The sequence below is a fragment of the Claveliimonas bilis genome (genome assembly GCF_030296775.1).
Lineage (GTDB): Bacteria > Bacillota > Clostridia > Lachnospirales > Lachnospiraceae > Claveliimonas > Claveliimonas bilis.
This window is the reverse complement of record NZ_AP027742.1, coordinates 2,389,179-2,405,181: the sequence shown is the minus strand read 5'-3', so window position 1 is coordinate 2,405,181 and position 16,003 is coordinate 2,389,179. Positions and strand designations below refer to the sequence as shown.

Annotated in this window: 15 protein-coding genes; 10 read left to right on the top strand and 5 right to left on the bottom strand. The window is 47.2% G+C overall.

Features of this window, described 5'->3' with window-relative positions; all coding sequences use genetic code 11:
* Positions 1 to 27: 27 nt before the first annotated feature.
* Complete coding sequence (locus R2J37_RS11675; protein ID WP_230105520.1) at positions 28 to 450, bottom strand: ATP-binding protein; 423 nt, start codon at positions 448 to 450, stop codon at positions 28 to 30.
* A complete protein-coding gene (locus R2J37_RS11670; RefSeq protein WP_256195611.1) occupies positions 443 to 796 on the bottom strand; it encodes a hypothetical protein in 354 nt (117 codons plus the stop codon). The genes R2J37_RS11675 and R2J37_RS11670 overlap by 8 nt, the downstream gene beginning before the upstream one ends.
* 305 nt (positions 797 to 1,101) lie before the next feature.
* Here R2J37_RS11670 and R2J37_RS11665 point away from each other — a divergent pair, with 305 nt between their 5' ends.
* From R2J37_RS11665 to R2J37_RS11635, 7 genes are all read left to right on the top strand, one after another.
* Entirely contained in the window at positions 1,102 to 1,596 is a 495-nt protein-coding gene (locus tag R2J37_RS11665) for an NADH-quinone oxidoreductase subunit NuoE family protein (RefSeq protein WP_230105522.1), read from the top strand.
* 3 nt (positions 1,597 to 1,599) lie between these two features.
* Positions 1,600 to 2,157, top strand: coding sequence for an ATP-binding protein (locus R2J37_RS11660; protein ID WP_230105523.1), 558 nt, complete (start codon positions 1,600 to 1,602; stop codon positions 2,155 to 2,157).
* A gap of 33 nt (positions 2,158 to 2,190) precedes the next feature.
* Positions 2,191 to 2,571, top strand: a complete 381-nt coding sequence (locus tag R2J37_RS11655) for a (2Fe-2S) ferredoxin domain-containing protein (RefSeq protein ID WP_230105524.1) — start codon at positions 2,191 to 2,193, stop codon at positions 2,569 to 2,571.
* A gap of 13 nt (positions 2,572 to 2,584) precedes the next feature.
* Complete coding sequence (gene nuoF, locus R2J37_RS11650; RefSeq protein ID WP_230105525.1) at positions 2,585 to 4,372, top strand: NADH-quinone oxidoreductase subunit NuoF; 1,788 nt, start codon at positions 2,585 to 2,587, stop codon at positions 4,370 to 4,372.
* A 15-nt stretch (positions 4,373 to 4,387) separates the two neighbouring features.
* Entirely contained in the window at positions 4,388 to 6,130 is a 1,743-nt protein-coding gene (locus R2J37_RS11645; RefSeq protein WP_230105526.1) for an NADH-dependent [FeFe] hydrogenase, group A6, read from the top strand.
* Positions 6,131 to 6,681: 551 nt separating this feature from the next.
* Positions 6,682 to 7,962 carry a group II intron reverse transcriptase/maturase gene (ltrA, locus tag R2J37_RS11640; protein WP_230107305.1) on the top strand — a complete coding sequence of 427 codons (1,281 nt, stop codon included), beginning with the start codon at positions 6,682 to 6,684 and terminating at the stop codon, positions 7,960 to 7,962.
* A 109-nt stretch (positions 7,963 to 8,071) separates the two neighbouring features.
* Positions 8,072 to 8,719: an HAD family hydrolase gene (locus R2J37_RS11635; RefSeq protein ID WP_316265112.1), complete on the top strand. Its 648-nt coding sequence runs from the start codon at positions 8,072 to 8,074 to the stop codon at positions 8,717 to 8,719.
* Between the two features lie 14 nt (positions 8,720 to 8,733).
* On the opposite strand, the gene R2J37_RS11630 is transcribed toward R2J37_RS11635, so the two are convergent.
* Positions 8,734 to 10,080 (bottom strand): CapA family protein, encoded by a 1,347-nt coding sequence (locus R2J37_RS11630; protein WP_316265110.1) that lies wholly within the window; start codon positions 10,078 to 10,080, stop codon positions 8,734 to 8,736.
* A gap of 197 nt (positions 10,081 to 10,277) precedes the next feature.
* On the opposite strand from R2J37_RS11630, the gene R2J37_RS11625 reads away from it, so the two are divergent.
* The 3 genes from R2J37_RS11625 to R2J37_RS11615 are packed head-to-tail and all read left to right on the top strand — an operon-like array spanning position 10,278 to position 13,406.
* Positions 10,278 to 10,517, top strand: coding sequence for a (2Fe-2S) ferredoxin domain-containing protein (locus R2J37_RS11625; RefSeq protein ID WP_230105529.1), 240 nt, complete (start codon positions 10,278 to 10,280; stop codon positions 10,515 to 10,517).
* A gap of 2 nt (positions 10,518 to 10,519) precedes the next feature.
* Positions 10,520 to 12,232, top strand: coding sequence for a [Fe-Fe] hydrogenase large subunit C-terminal domain-containing protein (locus R2J37_RS11620; RefSeq protein ID WP_316265109.1), 1,713 nt, complete (start codon positions 10,520 to 10,522; stop codon positions 12,230 to 12,232).
* A gap of 1 nt (position 12,233) precedes the next feature.
* On the top strand, positions 12,234 to 13,406 hold the full coding sequence (locus tag R2J37_RS11615; RefSeq protein ID WP_230105531.1) for a SpoIIE family protein phosphatase: 1,173 nt from the start codon (positions 12,234 to 12,236) through the stop codon (positions 13,404 to 13,406).
* 65 nt (positions 13,407 to 13,471) lie between these two features.
* Here the strand turns inward: R2J37_RS11615 and aroA are convergent, their stop codons facing one another.
* Both aroA and R2J37_RS11605 read right to left on the bottom strand, forming a co-directional pair.
* Positions 13,472 to 14,833 (bottom strand): 3-phosphoshikimate 1-carboxyvinyltransferase, encoded by a 1,362-nt coding sequence (gene aroA, locus R2J37_RS11610; RefSeq protein ID WP_316265106.1) that lies wholly within the window; start codon positions 14,831 to 14,833, stop codon positions 13,472 to 13,474.
* Positions 14,823 to 15,959: a prephenate dehydrogenase gene (locus R2J37_RS11605; RefSeq protein WP_316265104.1), complete on the bottom strand. Its 1,137-nt coding sequence runs from the start codon at positions 15,957 to 15,959 to the stop codon at positions 14,823 to 14,825. Before R2J37_RS11605 ends, aroA begins: the two co-directional genes overlap by 11 nt.
* Positions 15,960 to 16,003: the final 44 nt, after the last annotated feature.

Sequence of the window (16,003 nt, the reverse complement as noted above, 5' to 3'; positions counted from 1 at the left end):
TTCCTGTCAGTCCTTTTGATGAATCTCTTACATATGGATATCCATGGTGACGGTAGTTCCGCTTCCGATTATGGTGTCGATCTTCATATCGTCAGAATACTTCTTCATATTGGGAAGTCCCATTCCGGCGCCGAAGCCAAGAGAACGAACTTCCTCCGGAGCGGTAGAGTATCCCTGCTGCATGGCTTTTTCCACATCGGGAATGCCGGGGCCGGTGTCGGCAAGGATGATCCGGATGTTGTCATCAGAGACCAGTACTTTGATTGTACCGCCGTTTGCGTGGATCACCATGTTGATCTCTCCTTCATACATGGCAATGGACACTTTGCGGATCACTGTGCTGTCTACACCCATCATTTTCAGCTTATTCTTTACGCTGCTGCTTGCTTCGCCGGCGCGGGTAAAATCATCGCCCGGAACCTGATATTCAAATGTCAGTGTTTTACTCATGCGCACCACCTCCAGGCAGTCCGTGAGTATACAGGATACCGCATGCGCAGAACATGTCCAAAGATGTCTGCAAAATACAGATATCCCTTTCTCCCGCAAGAGCAAGAGCCTCTAAGCCGGGGGATTTTCCCTGGACAAAAATAATGCACGGCATATCCATCATTTCTGCAGTACGTATGACCTGCGGATTGCAAAGGCCGGTGAGAAGGGCGGAATGGGGAGAAGCATAAGCCAGCACATCACTCATCATATCCGAGGCAAAGGCTTCGGAGACAGTGTGGTCAAGCTGTGCTTCGCCCTCCAGAATACGGGCCTTCAGGAGCGATTGGATTTCTCTGATTATCATAGGAACCTCCTGCAAAACAGAATACTAATATGAAACAATTGACTTTAATAAAGTATAGCATTGAGAATATGGCAAATCAATACATTTTGTATAAAATATATAAAAAACGAGGTTAAATATTGTGCATTTATTGACATGATTGTGAAAAAAATAGCTTGAATGTAAACAAATTTAACAAAATATAAGGAAAAAATAAGTGGATATTTAGTATGTACTGTGGTAGAATGTGTTATAAACAATAGTCAGCCTCTATATAGGAGCGCTGGGCAATTTTCAGACAAAATACAAACAAGGGAGGTTCAGAAATGCTTTCTAAGAAAACATCAGTTCCGTTTCGCGGAACTGAAGCACAGGAACAGGCACTGCTGGAAGTGATCCGCGAAATGAAAGATGAAAAAGGTGCGCTTATGCCTATCCTGCAAAAGGCGCAGGATATTTACGGATATCTTCCGATAGAAGTGCAGAAGATCATTTCCAATGAAACGGGAATACCGCTGGAAAAAATTTATGGCGTTGCGACATTTTATTCTCAGTTTACGTTAAGTCCCAAGGGCAGATATAAGATTTCCGTCTGTCTTGGCACGGCATGCTATGTAAAGGGCTCCGGCGACATCTACAATAAGTTGATGGAAAAGCTGGGGATCGTGGGAGGAGAATGTACCCCCGACGGTAAGTTTTCCCTGGATGCGTGCCGTTGTATCGGTGCCTGTGGTCTGGCCCCTGTCATGACCATCAATGACGATGTATATGGCAGGTTAAAAGTAGATGATATTGACGATATTTTGGCAAAGTACGAATAGCCTATGCTGCCGGAAATATCATTGCATGTTCTTGATACGGCGGAAAATTCTGTCCGTGCGGGAGCAGCTTTTGTCGAAATAGAAGTTGCAGTCAGTACTGCAGAAGATTCTCTTAGTATTACCATCAAAGATAACGGATCCGGTATGGACCCTGAACAGGTGCAAAGAGTGACGGATCCCTTTTTTACTACCCGGACAACGCGCAAGGTAGGGCTTGGTGTTCCGTTTTTTAAGCAGGCAGCGGAAATATCAGGAGGGAGCTTTCAGATTACATCCAAGAAAGGGAAAGGGACGGTCCTTACCGCCCGGTTTGTCCTGTCCAGTATTGACAGAATGCCTCTTGGCGATATGAGTATGACTGTACATAATCTGATGGTATACCATGAGGAAGTGGATTTTCGGTATCGTTATGCGTGCGATGGCCGGGAATTTGTCCTCGATACAAGAGAGATGAAAGAAATGTTAGGCGATGTGCCGCTTCATTCCCCGGAAGTTTCCGCATTCATTATGGATTATCTTAAGGAAAATCACAGGGAAGTAAGCGGAGGGAAAAATTTGTAACGGAAAGATCTGAAAAAGAAATGGAGGAAGAGTATGAAATCTCTGGAAGAGTTACGGGCAATTAGAGAGAAAATGCAGGGAAAAGTCGGCTTCCGCTCCGAAGATGCGACACAGACAAGAGTAGTTGTGGGTATGGCAACCTGCGGAATCGCAAGCGGCGCCCGCCCGGTTCTGGCAGCGCTGGCAGATGCTGTACAGGAGGAAGGATTAAATAATATTAACGTAACCCAGACCGGATGCATCGGACTTTGTCAGTATGAGCCGATTGTTGAGGTGATGGAGCCGGGCAAAGAAAAGGTTACTTATGTGAAAATGACGCCGGAAAAGGCAATGGAAGTGTTCCGCCTGCATCTTAAGGGCGGGCAGGTTGTAACAAAATATACGCTTGCAGCGGAAAAAATCAGTAAAGAATAAAAGGAGGTTACATATGTATCGTTCACATGTACTGGTCTGTGGAGGAACCGGATGTACCTCCTCAGGCAGCCAGAGGATCAGAGAGAAACTGGAAGAAGAAATCAGAAAGCAGGGGCTGGAAAATGAAGTTGGCGTTGTGAAAACAGGATGTTTCGGCCTGTGCGCCTTAGGCCCTATTATGATCGTATACCCGGAAGGTTCCTTCTATTCCATGGTAAAGGAGGAAGATATCCCGGAAATTGTATCGGAACATCTGCTGAAAGGAAGAGTTGTAAAACGTCTCCTCTATGATGAGACAGTAAAAGGAACGGAAGTGCTTCCCCTGCAGGAGACAAAGTTTTATAAGAAACAGCACAGAATCGCCCTTAGGAACTGCGGTGTGATCAATCCGGAGAATATTGAAGAATATATCGGTACAAGAGGCTATGAGGCGCTCGGAAAAGTGCTGACAGAGATGAAACCGGAGGATGTGATCCAGATCCTTCTGGACAGCGGACTTAGAGGAAGGGGAGGAGCAGGATTCCCCACAGGTCTGAAATGGAAGTTTGCAGCGGCAAATGAGGCGGATCAGAAATATGTCTGCTGTAATGCAGATGAAGGGGATCCCGGTGCATTCATGGATCGATCTGTACTGGAAGGTGATCCCCATGTTGTACTGGAAGCTATGGCAATTGCAGGATACGCTATCGGAGCATCCCAGGGATATATCTATGTGCGTGCAGAATATCCGATCGCGGTAGAGCGTTTGAACATTGCCATCGGTCAGGCAAGAGAATACGGTCTTCTGGGAAAAGATATTTTCGGAACCGGATTTGATTTTGATATTGAGCTTCGTCTTGGAGCCGGTGCCTTTGTATGCGGCGAAGAGACTGCTCTTATGACATCCATTGAAGGAAACAGAGGGGAGCCTCGTCCCCGTCCGCCGTTCCCGGCGCTGAAAGGATTGTTCCAGAAGCCGACGATCCTTAACAATGTGGAAACTTACGCAAACATTCCGCAGATCATTTTGAACGGACCGGAATGGTTTGCATCTATGGGAACGGAGAAGTCCAAAGGAACAAAAGTTTTTGCCCTCGGCGGTAAAGTAAACAATACGGGACTTGTGGAGATTCCAATGGGAACTACACTCCGGGAGATTGTAGAGGAGATCGGAGGAGGAATCCCGGGAGGCAAGAAATTCAAAGCGGCCCAGACCGGAGGACCGTCCGGCGGCTGTATCCCGGCAGAGCATTTTGATGTTCCTATTGATTACGATAACCTGATCGCCATTGGTTCCATGATGGGATCCGGCGGACTGATCGTTATGGATGAAGATACCTGTATGGTGGATATCGCTAAATTCTTCCTGGAATTTACAGTGGATGAATCCTGTGGAAAATGTACGCCGTGCCGTGTGGGAACAAGGCGCATGCTGGAAATTCTGGAAAAGATCACCAAGGGTCAGGGAACCATGGAGGATCTCGATCGCCTGGAAGAACTGGCAGAACATCTGAAATCCAATTCTCTGTGTGCGCTGGGGCAGACAGCTCCCAATCCGGTTCTTTCCACCCTGCGGTATTTCCGGGACGAATATATCGCTCATATTGTAGACAAGAAATGTCCGGCAGGAGTCTGTAAGGATCTTCTGCAGTACCGGATTGATGCAGATAAATGTAAAGGATGTACTCTGTGTGCAAGAACCTGTCCGAACGACGCTATCATCGGCAAGGTAAAAGAGCCGCATGTGATCAATCAGGAGAAATGTGTGAAATGCGGCGCCTGCATGGAGAAATGTCGTTTTGGTGCTATTTACAAAGAATAATGGAGGATGGAGAATATGGAAAACGTAAACTTAAAAATCAATGGTCTTGAAGTATCCGCTCCAGCCGGCTCCACCATTCTTGAAGCGGCACATCTGGCAGGAATTAAGATACCGACTTTGTGTTTCCTGAAGGAAATCAATGAGATCGGTGCATGCCGTATGTGTGTGGTGGAAGTCAAGGGAGCCAGAAACCTGGTGGCAGCCTGTGTATATCCGGTGACGGAAGGAATGGAAGTGTACACCAACACACCAAAACTGATCAAGTCAAGAAGGAGAACGCTCCAGCTTCTTTTGTCCAATCACGATAAGAAATGTCTCTCATGCGTAAGGAGCGGAAACTGCGAGCTTCAGCAGCTCTGCAGGGAGTACGGAGTAGAGGATGAGAACTATTTTGAAGGAAAAACCAATCATTATGAGCTGGATGATTCTGCTGCTCATATGATCCGCGACAACAACAAATGTATTTTGTGCCGGCGCTGTGTGGCAGTGTGCGAAAAGACCCAGGGGATCGGTGTGATCGGACCCAACAACCGGGGATTTGATACATTTATCGGATCCGCATTTGATATGGGGCTGGGGGAGACCAGTTGTGTATCCTGTGGACAGTGTATTGCAGTCTGTCCTACAGGGGCATTGTATGAAAAAGATTATACAAATCAGATCATAGAAGCGATTGCAGATCCGGATAAATATGTAGTGGTTCAGACTGCTCCTTCCGTAAGAGCGGGACTTGGAGAAGAGTTTGGATATCCCATGGGAACAGATGTAGAAGGAAAGATGGCTGCAGCACTTAGAAGGATCGGATTTGATAAGGTATTTGATACGGACTGGGCAGCCGATCTTACGATCATGGAGGAGGCTACAGAACTTCTGGATCGCGTGAAAAACGGCGGCGTACTTCCGCTGATCACTTCCTGCTCACCGGGATGGATCAAATATTGTGAGCATTATTTCCCGGATATGACAGAAAATCTGTCCAGCTGCAAATCACCCCAGCAGATGTTCGGGGCGATGCTGAAAACATATTTTGCTGAAAAAGAAGGAATCGATCCGAAAAAGATTGTGTCCGTCAGTGTAATGCCCTGTACGGCAAAGAAATTTGAAATCGGAAGAGATGATCAGAATGCAGCGGGAGTTCCGGATGTGGATATTGCCATCACCACAAGAGAACTGGCCCGGCTGATCAAAAGGTGCGGCATTGACTTTACTGCGCTGCCGGATGAGAAATTTGACGATCCGATGGGCGAATCTACAGGTGCAGGTGTGATCTTCGGCGCAACCGGAGGAGTAATGGAAGCCGCTCTTCGTACTGCAGTGGAAGTTCTGACCGGTGAAGAACTTGCCAATCTGGAATTTACCGATGTGCGCGGCACAGAAGGAATCAAGGAGGCCAGCTACAATGTGGCCGGAATGGACATTAAAGTGGCAGTTGCTTCAGGACTTAACAATGCAAGGAATCTGCTTAATAAGGTGAAATCCGGAGAAGCCAGCTATCATTTCATAGAGATCATGGGATGTCCGGGCGGATGCGTCAATGGAGGCGGACAGCCGCAGGTATCCGGCGATGTGAGAAACTTTACAGATGTACGTGCCATCCGGGCAGGAGTGCTCTATCGGAATGATCAGGCAAAATCAATCCGGAAATCCCACGAAAATCCGGCGATCAAAAAGCTTTATGAGGAATATCTGGGCGAACCGGGAAGCCATAAGGCTCACGAATATCTGCATACAACTTATGTAAAGAGGACTGTGAATTAGCCGGATAAGGAAAAGATCCACAAATAATAAGAAATCCCGGAGGCGGAGCAAACATACCGTCTCCGGGATTTTGTTTGCCCAGCATGGGCGTATTCTAATGGGTGAAAGTCCCAAGTGCGCGTAGGCAACGACGAAGCACATAGCCGAACAGCAAGGGTGTCCGCCGTGAGACGGAATCTGAAAGAAGCTGTAAGCAAACCTCTGACCTGACGGACAGGAACCGCATATAAGGCTCGGAAATGCGGATAAGGTGGCAAAAGGCACTGAAGTCCAAAAGGTTGCCGGAAGTACGAGTAAATGTGGCAGGTGCATGGAGGGAAAGAATACGCACCTTAACTGGGGAGGTCTCACAGGCGGTTTCATCAGCCGTAGTAACAACGAACAGTGAGAAGTCAGCAGAAGCCATAGTAGTGAGGAAGTTCCTGTAATGGGAATGGAGCGAAGGGCTGAACAATCAATCAGTTGAAGTACGTTCCACTTCGTAGCCGGAGCAACGCCTGTCGATAACTTCAAAGGCGGAAAAGGCAAAAGGGGCAGAAAGGAAACAACGCATGGACATAAGTAGTCTAATGGAGCAGATATTGAGTAAGGACAATCTTAATGCGGCATATCTGCAAGTCGTCAGGAACAAAGGAGCGGCAGGGGTAGACGGAATGACCGTGGAAGAACTCGGTCCATACCTTTCGGAAAACGGCGAGAACATCATGGAACAGCTACGGAGGAGAAAATATAAGCCGCAGCCGGTACGCAGAGTGGAGATACCGAAGCCAGACGGAGGAGTAAGGAACCTGGGGGTGCCGACGGTAGTTGATCGTTTTGTACAACAGGCGGTAGCACAGGTATTGACTCCGATATTTGAGGAGCAGTTTCATGACCATAGTTACGGATTCAGACCAAACCGATGCGCACAGCAGGCAGTCCTAAAGGCATTGGAGATGATGAATGACGGACACAGCTGGATAGTAGACATTGACCTTGCGAAGTTCTTTGATACGGTAGACCATGATAAGCTGATGACAATCATCGGACGAACCATAAAGGACGGGGATGTGATATCAGTGGTAAGAAAGTTTCTAGTCAGCGGAGTGATGATAGACGATGAGTATGAAGATACAATAGTCGGCACACCGCAGGGAGGGAATATCTCGCCATTATTAGCGAATATCATGCTTAACGAGCTGGACAAGGAACTGGAAGCAAGAGGGCTGGATTTTGTCAGGTATGCCGATGACCTAATCATCATGGTCGGGAGCAGGCAGGCGGCGGAACGGGTCATGAAGAGTGTGACGAGATTTATAGAGAATAAACTCGGACTCAAAGTGAATGCCGAAAAGAGCAAGGTAGATAAACCAAAAGGGATAAAGTATCTTGGGTTTGGATTTTACTATGACTCATTTGCCAAAGGATATAAAGCCAGACCCCACACGAAAGCGGTGGAAAAGTTTAAGGAGCAAATGAAGAAACTTACATGTAGGAGTTGGGGAGTCAGCAACACCTATAAGGTGGAGAAACTCAACCAACTGATACGAGGATGGATTAATTACTTCAAAATCGGAAGCATGAAAAAGTTATGTGGAAAGCTCGATAAGCATATCCGCTTTCGATTGCGGATGTGTATCTGGAAACACTGGAAAACACCTAAGAACAGGGAAAAGAACCTTATCAAGCTCGGACTGCCACGGCGTGCGGCACATGGTATTTCGTATGCAAAGGGATATGCCAGAGTGTGCAGGAGCTGGAATCTCCACATTGGAATCAGTAAAGAGAGACTGGCTAAGTTTGGGCTTGTATCTATGGAAGACTACTACGCCGAAAGGCGGGTTACTTGTTAAGTTGATTGAACCGCCGTGTACCGAACGGTACGCACGGTGGTGTGAGAGGTCGGTAGGCGAAATAATCGCCTACCTCCTACTCGATTAGAAGGAGATTTCAGGAGGAAACATGAAGAATTATCAGTATTTTTTGTTTGATCTGGACGGAACGGTGACAGACCCGGGAGAGGGAATTACCAATTCTGTTATGTATGCACTGCAAAAATTCGGAATCCATGAGAGGGACAGAAGGAAACTCTATCGATTTATCGGCCCCCCGCTGGCAGATTCCTTCCGGGAGTTTTATGGATTTTCGGCGGACGAGGCGAAAAAAGGGATCAGGTTTTACCGGGAATATTACAGCAAAAAAGGAATATTTGAGAATAAGCTTTATCCGGGAATAGAAGATGTGTTGAAGAGAATGAAGGAAGACGGCAAAACGCTGGTGCTGGCCACCTCAAAACCGGAATTTTTTGCAGGCCAGATTCTGGAATACTTTCACCTGGACAGCTATTTTACGTTTGTTGCCGGGGCTACTATGGATGAAAATCGTGTGAAAAAGGGAGATGTGATCGCCTATGCCCTGGAGCAGTGCAGTATTACAGATAAAAGAAAAGCACTCATGATCGGCGACAGGAAGCATGATATCCAGGGGGCGAAAGAAAACGGCCTTGACAGTATGGGCGTGCTGTACGGATACGGAAGCAGGGAAGAACTGGAGACGGCCGGGGCGGATTACCTTGCGGAAACAGTGGAAGATATTTACGGCAGCGTATAAAAATCCCATCAGATTTAACTTCTGATGGGAAGAGCTGCTCTTACTTTTTCCACTCCTTCGTTAATGATAGCCCCGGTGCGGCTGGCAGACTCCTGGGCTTCCGCTGAAATGCCGGAAATGCCGGTTGAAGTTTCCAGGGCAGCCGGATCGTTGACAGGAAGGATATAAAACTGTGCTCCCACATCATCAAAGCGATAGACCCAGGTAGGAGTGAAAACAGCGTCAGTCAGAGAAATATTGCCTTTTTTATCTCTGTCGATAGAAAGACTGAGAACATATCCATCCTCTGTCTCGCCTGTGGGCATTTCGGCCTGCATATATTCTTTTTGCTGATTGGAAAGAAAGTTGCCGATGGCGTAGGCGCATACCATCTGGTGTTCTCCGTTCGTGCTTGTGAGAAGATCTACCGGCTGAATGACATGAGGATGACTGCCGATCAGAACGTCAATCCCCAGATCACATAATTTCTGTGCAATCTCCTCCTGTTGCTGGGACTGTTGCGTCTGGTACTCAGTGCCCCAATGCATATAAGCGATAGTATATTCAGCTCCGTCTTTTTCCATTGCCTCCAAAGAATCCTGAAGTTCTGTATAGAAACTGTCCAGATCATTGTAATCGAAAGAATTGATCAGAGCGGAAGCGCTGTCGGACAAGGGAATGCCGTTAATGGATGGAGCCCCGCCCGCTTCGGTTGTCTCATATACATAACTGATGATGCCGACTTTGATCCCGCCGATATCCTGAATAGTATATCTGTTTTCCTCTTCGGAAGACCGGACACCGCAGGGGATAAGATTTTTCTGCTTTATTACATCCAATGTACGCAGAAAACCTTCTTCTGCTGCATCATATACATGATTGCTGGCAAGATTTACCATATCGATCCCGCTTGCTGCCAGAGCGTCGGCCAGGGCGTCAGGACCCTGAAACATAGGGTATCCGCTGTAGCCGTTACTTCCATCTACAAGAGAACCTTCAAAGGTGACAGAGGTATAGTCGGCCTCTGACAGGAGATCTTTGCAGTAGGTGAAAATGGATGTGTAATCATAGGTCCCGTCCTGGGAATCCAGATAAACGGGAGATTCCAGAAACGGTTTGTGGAGAATAATGTCTCCGGCGGCTGTATAAGTGATAGAAGCCGGTTTTTTGGCGGTGGAAGGCTCTGCGGATACTTCCACTGCCTTGGGCTTTCCCTTTTCCGGTTTTGCTGCAGTCGGAAAATAGACAGACAGAAGGGCTGAAACAACAATGGCTGCAGCAATACAGGAGAAAACACCGGCATAGAATGCCGAGCTTCCGGCCAGCAGATGTCTGGACTTTCTCCTTTTTTGTTTTTTTCTGTGACGTTTCAATTCCGACATGTTCCCCACCTCTTTTGTATGTTACATAAGTACAACCAATGTGTTTTTGTAAACTGATTTTATTGTAAATCTGAGCAGGACAAAAAGCAAGCGGTATCAGACACTATTATTGTGGCGTATATTGCTGTTTCCGTTGCAGGGGGACAAAGCGGATGATATACTATGATAAAAGCCCGAAAAATAAAGGGGGATACCGGATGAAGATTAAAATTTGTATTGGAAGTTCCTGTCATTTGCGGGGATCAGAGACTGTAGTAAAAAGGATACAGGAACTGGTAAAAGAACAGGGAATGGATGAACAGATTGAACTGGGAGGATCTTTTTGCATGGGAAAGTGCTCCAGGAAAGTCAGTGTGAAAGTGGATGATGAGATTTACCATATCGGGCCGGAAGAGGTGGATGAGTTCTTTTTTAAGATCATAGGAAAGGAGGAGTGAGAATGCGGGTTATAGATTTTAAGGATGCAAGCTGCAGACATTGCTATAAATGTGTACGTCACTGCGAGGTAAAGGCAATCTCCGTGCAGAATGCCCAGGCTCATATTATGAAAGACCACTGTATCAACTGCGGGCATTGTCTGGAAGTCTGTCCCCAGAATGCGAAGAAATTTGCAAGTGATATGGACCGGGTTGTAGGCTATCTTCGGCAGAATATGAAGGTTATCATTTCTATTGCGCCTTCCTATCTGGGAGTGCTGGACTATGACAAGCCGGGACAGGTTGTATCGGCCCTGAAAAAGCTTGGATTTTATGAAGTGAGAGAAACGGCGGAAGGAGCGGCCCTGGTAACAAAAGAATATCGCCGGCTCTTAAAAGAGGGAAAGATGACCAACATTATCACAACATGCTGTCCCAGTGTAAACGATCTGATCGAGAAATATTACCCTGAGCTTGTTCCTTTGATGGCGCCGGTGGTATCGCCTATGATCGCTCATGGACGCCTGATCCGGCAGATTTACGGGGATGATGTGAAAGTTGTATTTCTGGGTCCCTGTATTGCCAAAAAAGAGGAAGCGGAAGGTGATGAAAGAGTAAGCGGGGCTATTGACGCTATTCTTACCTTTGAAGAAATTGTAAAGTGGTGGGAAAGGGAAGGAATCAACCCGAAAGAGTGTCCAAGCGAGCCTCTTGGCAACCCGAGTCCGAAAGTAAATCAGCTGTATCCTGTAGGAGGGGGTATTATCAAATCCATTCGGGCAAGTTCCGTGGAGGATAATTACTATAAAGTTTCTGTAGACGGACTTACTGCATGTATGGAACTTTTTGATGAATTGAAAAAGAATGAGATTGAAAACTGCTTTTTTGAGGTGAATGTCTGTGAAGGAGGGTGCATAAAAGGGCCTGCATCCGATAAATGGCAGCGGTCTGTGGTCCGAGCAAAGATGGACGTAGAGGATCAGGCGGTTTACCGGGAGGAAGCAAGTGAGATCGATGGCAGCGGCGTGGACATGGAGAAAATATTTATGGACCGCCGTGTGACAGATATGGAGCCGACAGAAGAGCAGATGGAAGAAGTGCTGCACGCTATGGGAAAATACACCAAAGAAGATGAGCTGAACTGCGGGGCATGCGGTTATCCAAGCTGTCGTGCAAAGGCGAAAGCAGTTTTTCAGAAAAAAGCAGAGATCGGCATGTGTCTGCCCCATGCAGTTGCACAGGCAGAGTCTATGTCCAATATTGTTATGGATGTGACGCCCAGTATGATACTGATCATTGATAAAGAGCTTCGGATCCGGGAATGTAATAAAAAAGCCCAGAAGATGCTGGGGGTATCCAGAGAAGAGGCGCTGGAGCGGTATATTTTTGAATTTATTGAGCCGGAGGATATCGTTCAGGTATTGGATACAAAGGAACAGATCATACGAAAGAAAGTCAGCCTGGATGCGTCGGAAATGATGGTAGTAGAGAGCATTATTTATATTGACCATCTGGAATCCGTTCTTGTGACTTACCAGGATGTGACAAAAGAAGAAAAGGCAAGGGAACAGCATTACCATTTGAAGATGGAGACAGTGGAGATGGCGCAGAAAGTCATTGACAAACAGATGATGGTTGCGCAGGAGATTGCAGGGCTTCTTGGAGAAACAACGGCAGAGACAAAGGTAACGCTGTCAAAGCTTAGGGATTCCATTTTATTTGAAGAGGAAGAATGATATGAGCGTTCGTGTTGATATAGCGTGGAAGAGTCTGAATAAACACCATGAGGAGCTGTGTGGAGATAAGGTTGAGATTCTGAAAACAAAGGATTCAGATATTGTGATCCTGGCAGATGGCATGGGAAGCGGAGTAAAAGCCAATATTCTGGCAACTTTGACGTCTAAAATCCTCGGCACCATGCTTCTGAATGGAGCGGCCATTGATTCCTGTGTGGAGACCATCGCGAGTACGCTGCCGGTCTGTAAAGTGAGAGAAGTTGCCTATGCCACCTTCAGTATTCTGCAGATTTTCCATGATGGAAGTGCGTATCTGGTAGAATTTGACAATCCTTCCTGCGTTTTTATCCGGGATAAAAAAATCGTGGATTATCCATATGAGGAACGGATGATCGAGGACAAGAAGATCAGGGAATATCGGTTTCAGGTACAGTTAAACGACTGCTTTGTGCTGATGAGCGACGGCGTGATCTATGCGGGAGTCGGCGAGCTTTTGAATTTCGGATGGACATGGGAAAGCATGGCTGAATATACACTGAAATGCACGAAAGAGACATTATCCGCATCCCGGCTTGCCGCAATGCTGTCGCAGGCCTGCTTTGAGCTGTATGGCGAGAAGCCGGGAGATGATACGACAGTAGCAGTGACTCGTGTGATCGAACGGAGAATTGTGAATATTTTTACCGGTCCTCCAACCAATAAAGAGGACGATGAACAGGTGATTCATGATTTTATGAAAAACGAAGGGAAAAAAGTTGTCTGCGGAGGTACAAGTGCCAATATTGCTGCCAGAGTCCTGAAAAAGGAGATCATTACATCACTGGATTATGCAGATCCGAGCGTTCCGCCTACAGCGACGATCGAAGGTCTGGATCTGGTGACGGAAGGGGTTCTTACCATCGGTAAAGCATTGGGACTTTTGAAAAGATATGAGCAGGATGATTTTGATGAAGAATTTTTCGATGAACTGGACGGAAAAAGCGGAGCGGCAAAGCTGGCCAAGCTTTTAATCGAAGAATGTACGGATCTTCACCTCTTTGTGGGGAAATCTTTGAATCCGGCACATCAAAGCTCTAATCTTCCTTTTGATCTGAGTGTTCGGATGAATCTTGTGGAACAGCTGAAAGAATGTGCGGAACATTTGGGGAAAAGTGTGACAGTGAAGTATTATTAAGCAAAAAAGGACGGGGTATTTCGCAGTTTTACCCATGGTATTATGCAGTTTGGGACGTAACACTTTTAAAAAGTGTTACGTCCCAAACTGCATATTTCATCATAAAATCCCGGATAGGAAACGTCCACGCACTGGGCGTTTTGTATAATGGTCTCCCCTTCCGCTGCAAGGGCCGCCACTGTAAATGCCATGGCAATCCGGTGATCAAGGAAGCTGTCGATTGCGGCGCCCCTCAATGCTTTTCCGCCGTGGATGATCATGCCGTCATCAGTGGGAATGACATCAGCGCCCATAGCCTGAAGTCCGCGGGTGATGCTGTCGATCCGGTTGCTTTCTTTGACTTTCAGTTCAGCGGCATCGGAGATGACAGTGGTACCTTTGGCGTATGCTGCAAGAACAGCGATAACCGGCAGCTCGTCAATGAGAGTAGGGATATCAGATCCGCCAATGGCTGTGCCGTGAAGAGGAGAGTAGTTTACCAGCAGATCAGCGGTAGGCTCACCGGCAGAAACATGCTGATTGATGCAGGTGATGTCAGCGCCCATTTCCCTGCATATTTTCAGGATGCCGGCCCGGGTGGGATTGATCCCGGTGTTTTTGATAAGAAGCCGGGAGCCGGGGATCAGAAGGGCAGCAGCAATGAAATAGGCTGCTGAGGAAATGTCTCCGGGTACCTGGATATCCTGGGCAAAAAGTTCCCGGCAGGGCTGGATGGAGGCGCACCAGGAACCATTCTCATTTTGATGCGAGGAAACGTCGGCACCAAAGCCGGACAGCATGGATTCCGTATGATTTCGGGAAAGCGCGGGCTCTGTCACCTCTGTGGGGGAGTCTGCATACAGCCCGGCCAGAAGGACGGCAGATTTTACCTGGGCAGATGCAACTTTGGAGTTATACCGGATCCCATGAAGCTTTCCGGGGGAGATGCCAAGGGGCGCACAGCCATTTCCGGAAATGCTTTTAATAGAAGCGCCCATCTGGGACAGAGGCTCGATGATCCGATTCATCGGCCGCCGGTTCAGAGAGTCGTCCCCTGTCAAAATGCAGCTGAAATCCTGTCCTGCCAGAATACCGGAGATCAGCCGGGTAGTTGTTCCGCTGTTTCCCGTATACAAAGGTCCATCCGGCTGCTTCAATCCATGGAGCCCCTGGCCATGTACAAGAAGTTCCGGTGAAAAAGAATTGTCGGAACGTACGCTGGAAGAGTCTGCATATTCTATACGTATCCCCATTTTCTGAAAACATTCTATTGTAGACAGGCAGTCCGCTCCGGGCAGAAATCCCTGTATCCTTGTGGTTCCCTTTGCAATGGCGCCCAGCATAACGGCGCGGTGAGAAATAGATTTATCGCCGGGAATGCGGATAGTTCCGGACAGCGGGTGCATTGCGGGAGTGATCAACTGATTGTGTGTAAACTTACCGTTCATAAACAATATACCTGTATTTCTGCAGAAGTTCCGACGCCTTTCTTGAGGAGGCGTCATCGTAAAATTCTATGCGCAGAACCCCTTCTTCAAATTCGCGGTTGTGAATGATGCCGATGTTTTTCAGGTTGATGTTATTGGAAGCAAGAATGGTGGCAATTGTTGCAATCCCTCCGGCTTCGTCAATGATATCACAGTAAACGGCAAATACTTTTTTGATGGGTCCTGATGATCCGCCGGGAATCGAATTTCTATAATTCCTTGAACTGTCGAAAAGATGGTAAAGGGCCTGTTCATCCCCTTCGTCTACCGATGCTTTTGCCTCTTCCAGTACAGAAATATACTGTTCCAGAATATGAGAGATATTCTCTTTGTTTTTCAGACAGATATGCTGCCACATGGTAGGCGAGGAGGAGGCGATCCGCGTGATATCTTTAAAACCTCCGGCTGCCAGCTGTTTCATCAGCTCATCCGGCGTATCTGCATCTCTTACCAGGCAGACGAGGGTGGAGGCGATAATGTGGGGAAGGTGGCTGATAGCGGCTGTGATCTGATCATGGAGATGATAGTCCAGCACAACCGGCAGCGCCTTCAGGCTTTCAATAAAATTCTGAAATTCCGAAATCTTCTCTTCAGGGACTTCCTGGGCAGGAGTCAGGATATAGTAGGCATTTTCGATCAGCATTGCCTTGGAATTGGTATATCCGCTTTTTTCAGAGCCGGCCATAGGATGTCCGCCAATGAAATACTTCCCTAATTTCAGTTTTTTAATTTCCTGATGGATGCTTGTCTTCACGCTGCCTACATCCGTCAGAATGCATCCCTCTTTCAGATAACAGGCAACCTGCTTAAGATAAGCATTATTATAGGAAACAGGGGCGCATAAGAAAATATAGTCGCATCCCCGGAAACTGTCGTCAATATGAACGGCGGCAACGTCGATCACAGACTCCTGGGTAGCAAGTGCCAGCGTTTCTTTGTTTTTGTCAAATGCGGTAATGGTATATTCCGGATAATACTGCCGGATTGCCCGGGCAATGGAGCCGCCGATCAGCCCAAGTCCGATAAAACCGATTTTTTTGCGTCTTACCTCAGCAGACGATAAAAAGGAGTGTGTAAATTCATTCATAAATTGCTAAAGTCCTCTCTGATAGCTGTAGTCAGATGAAATGA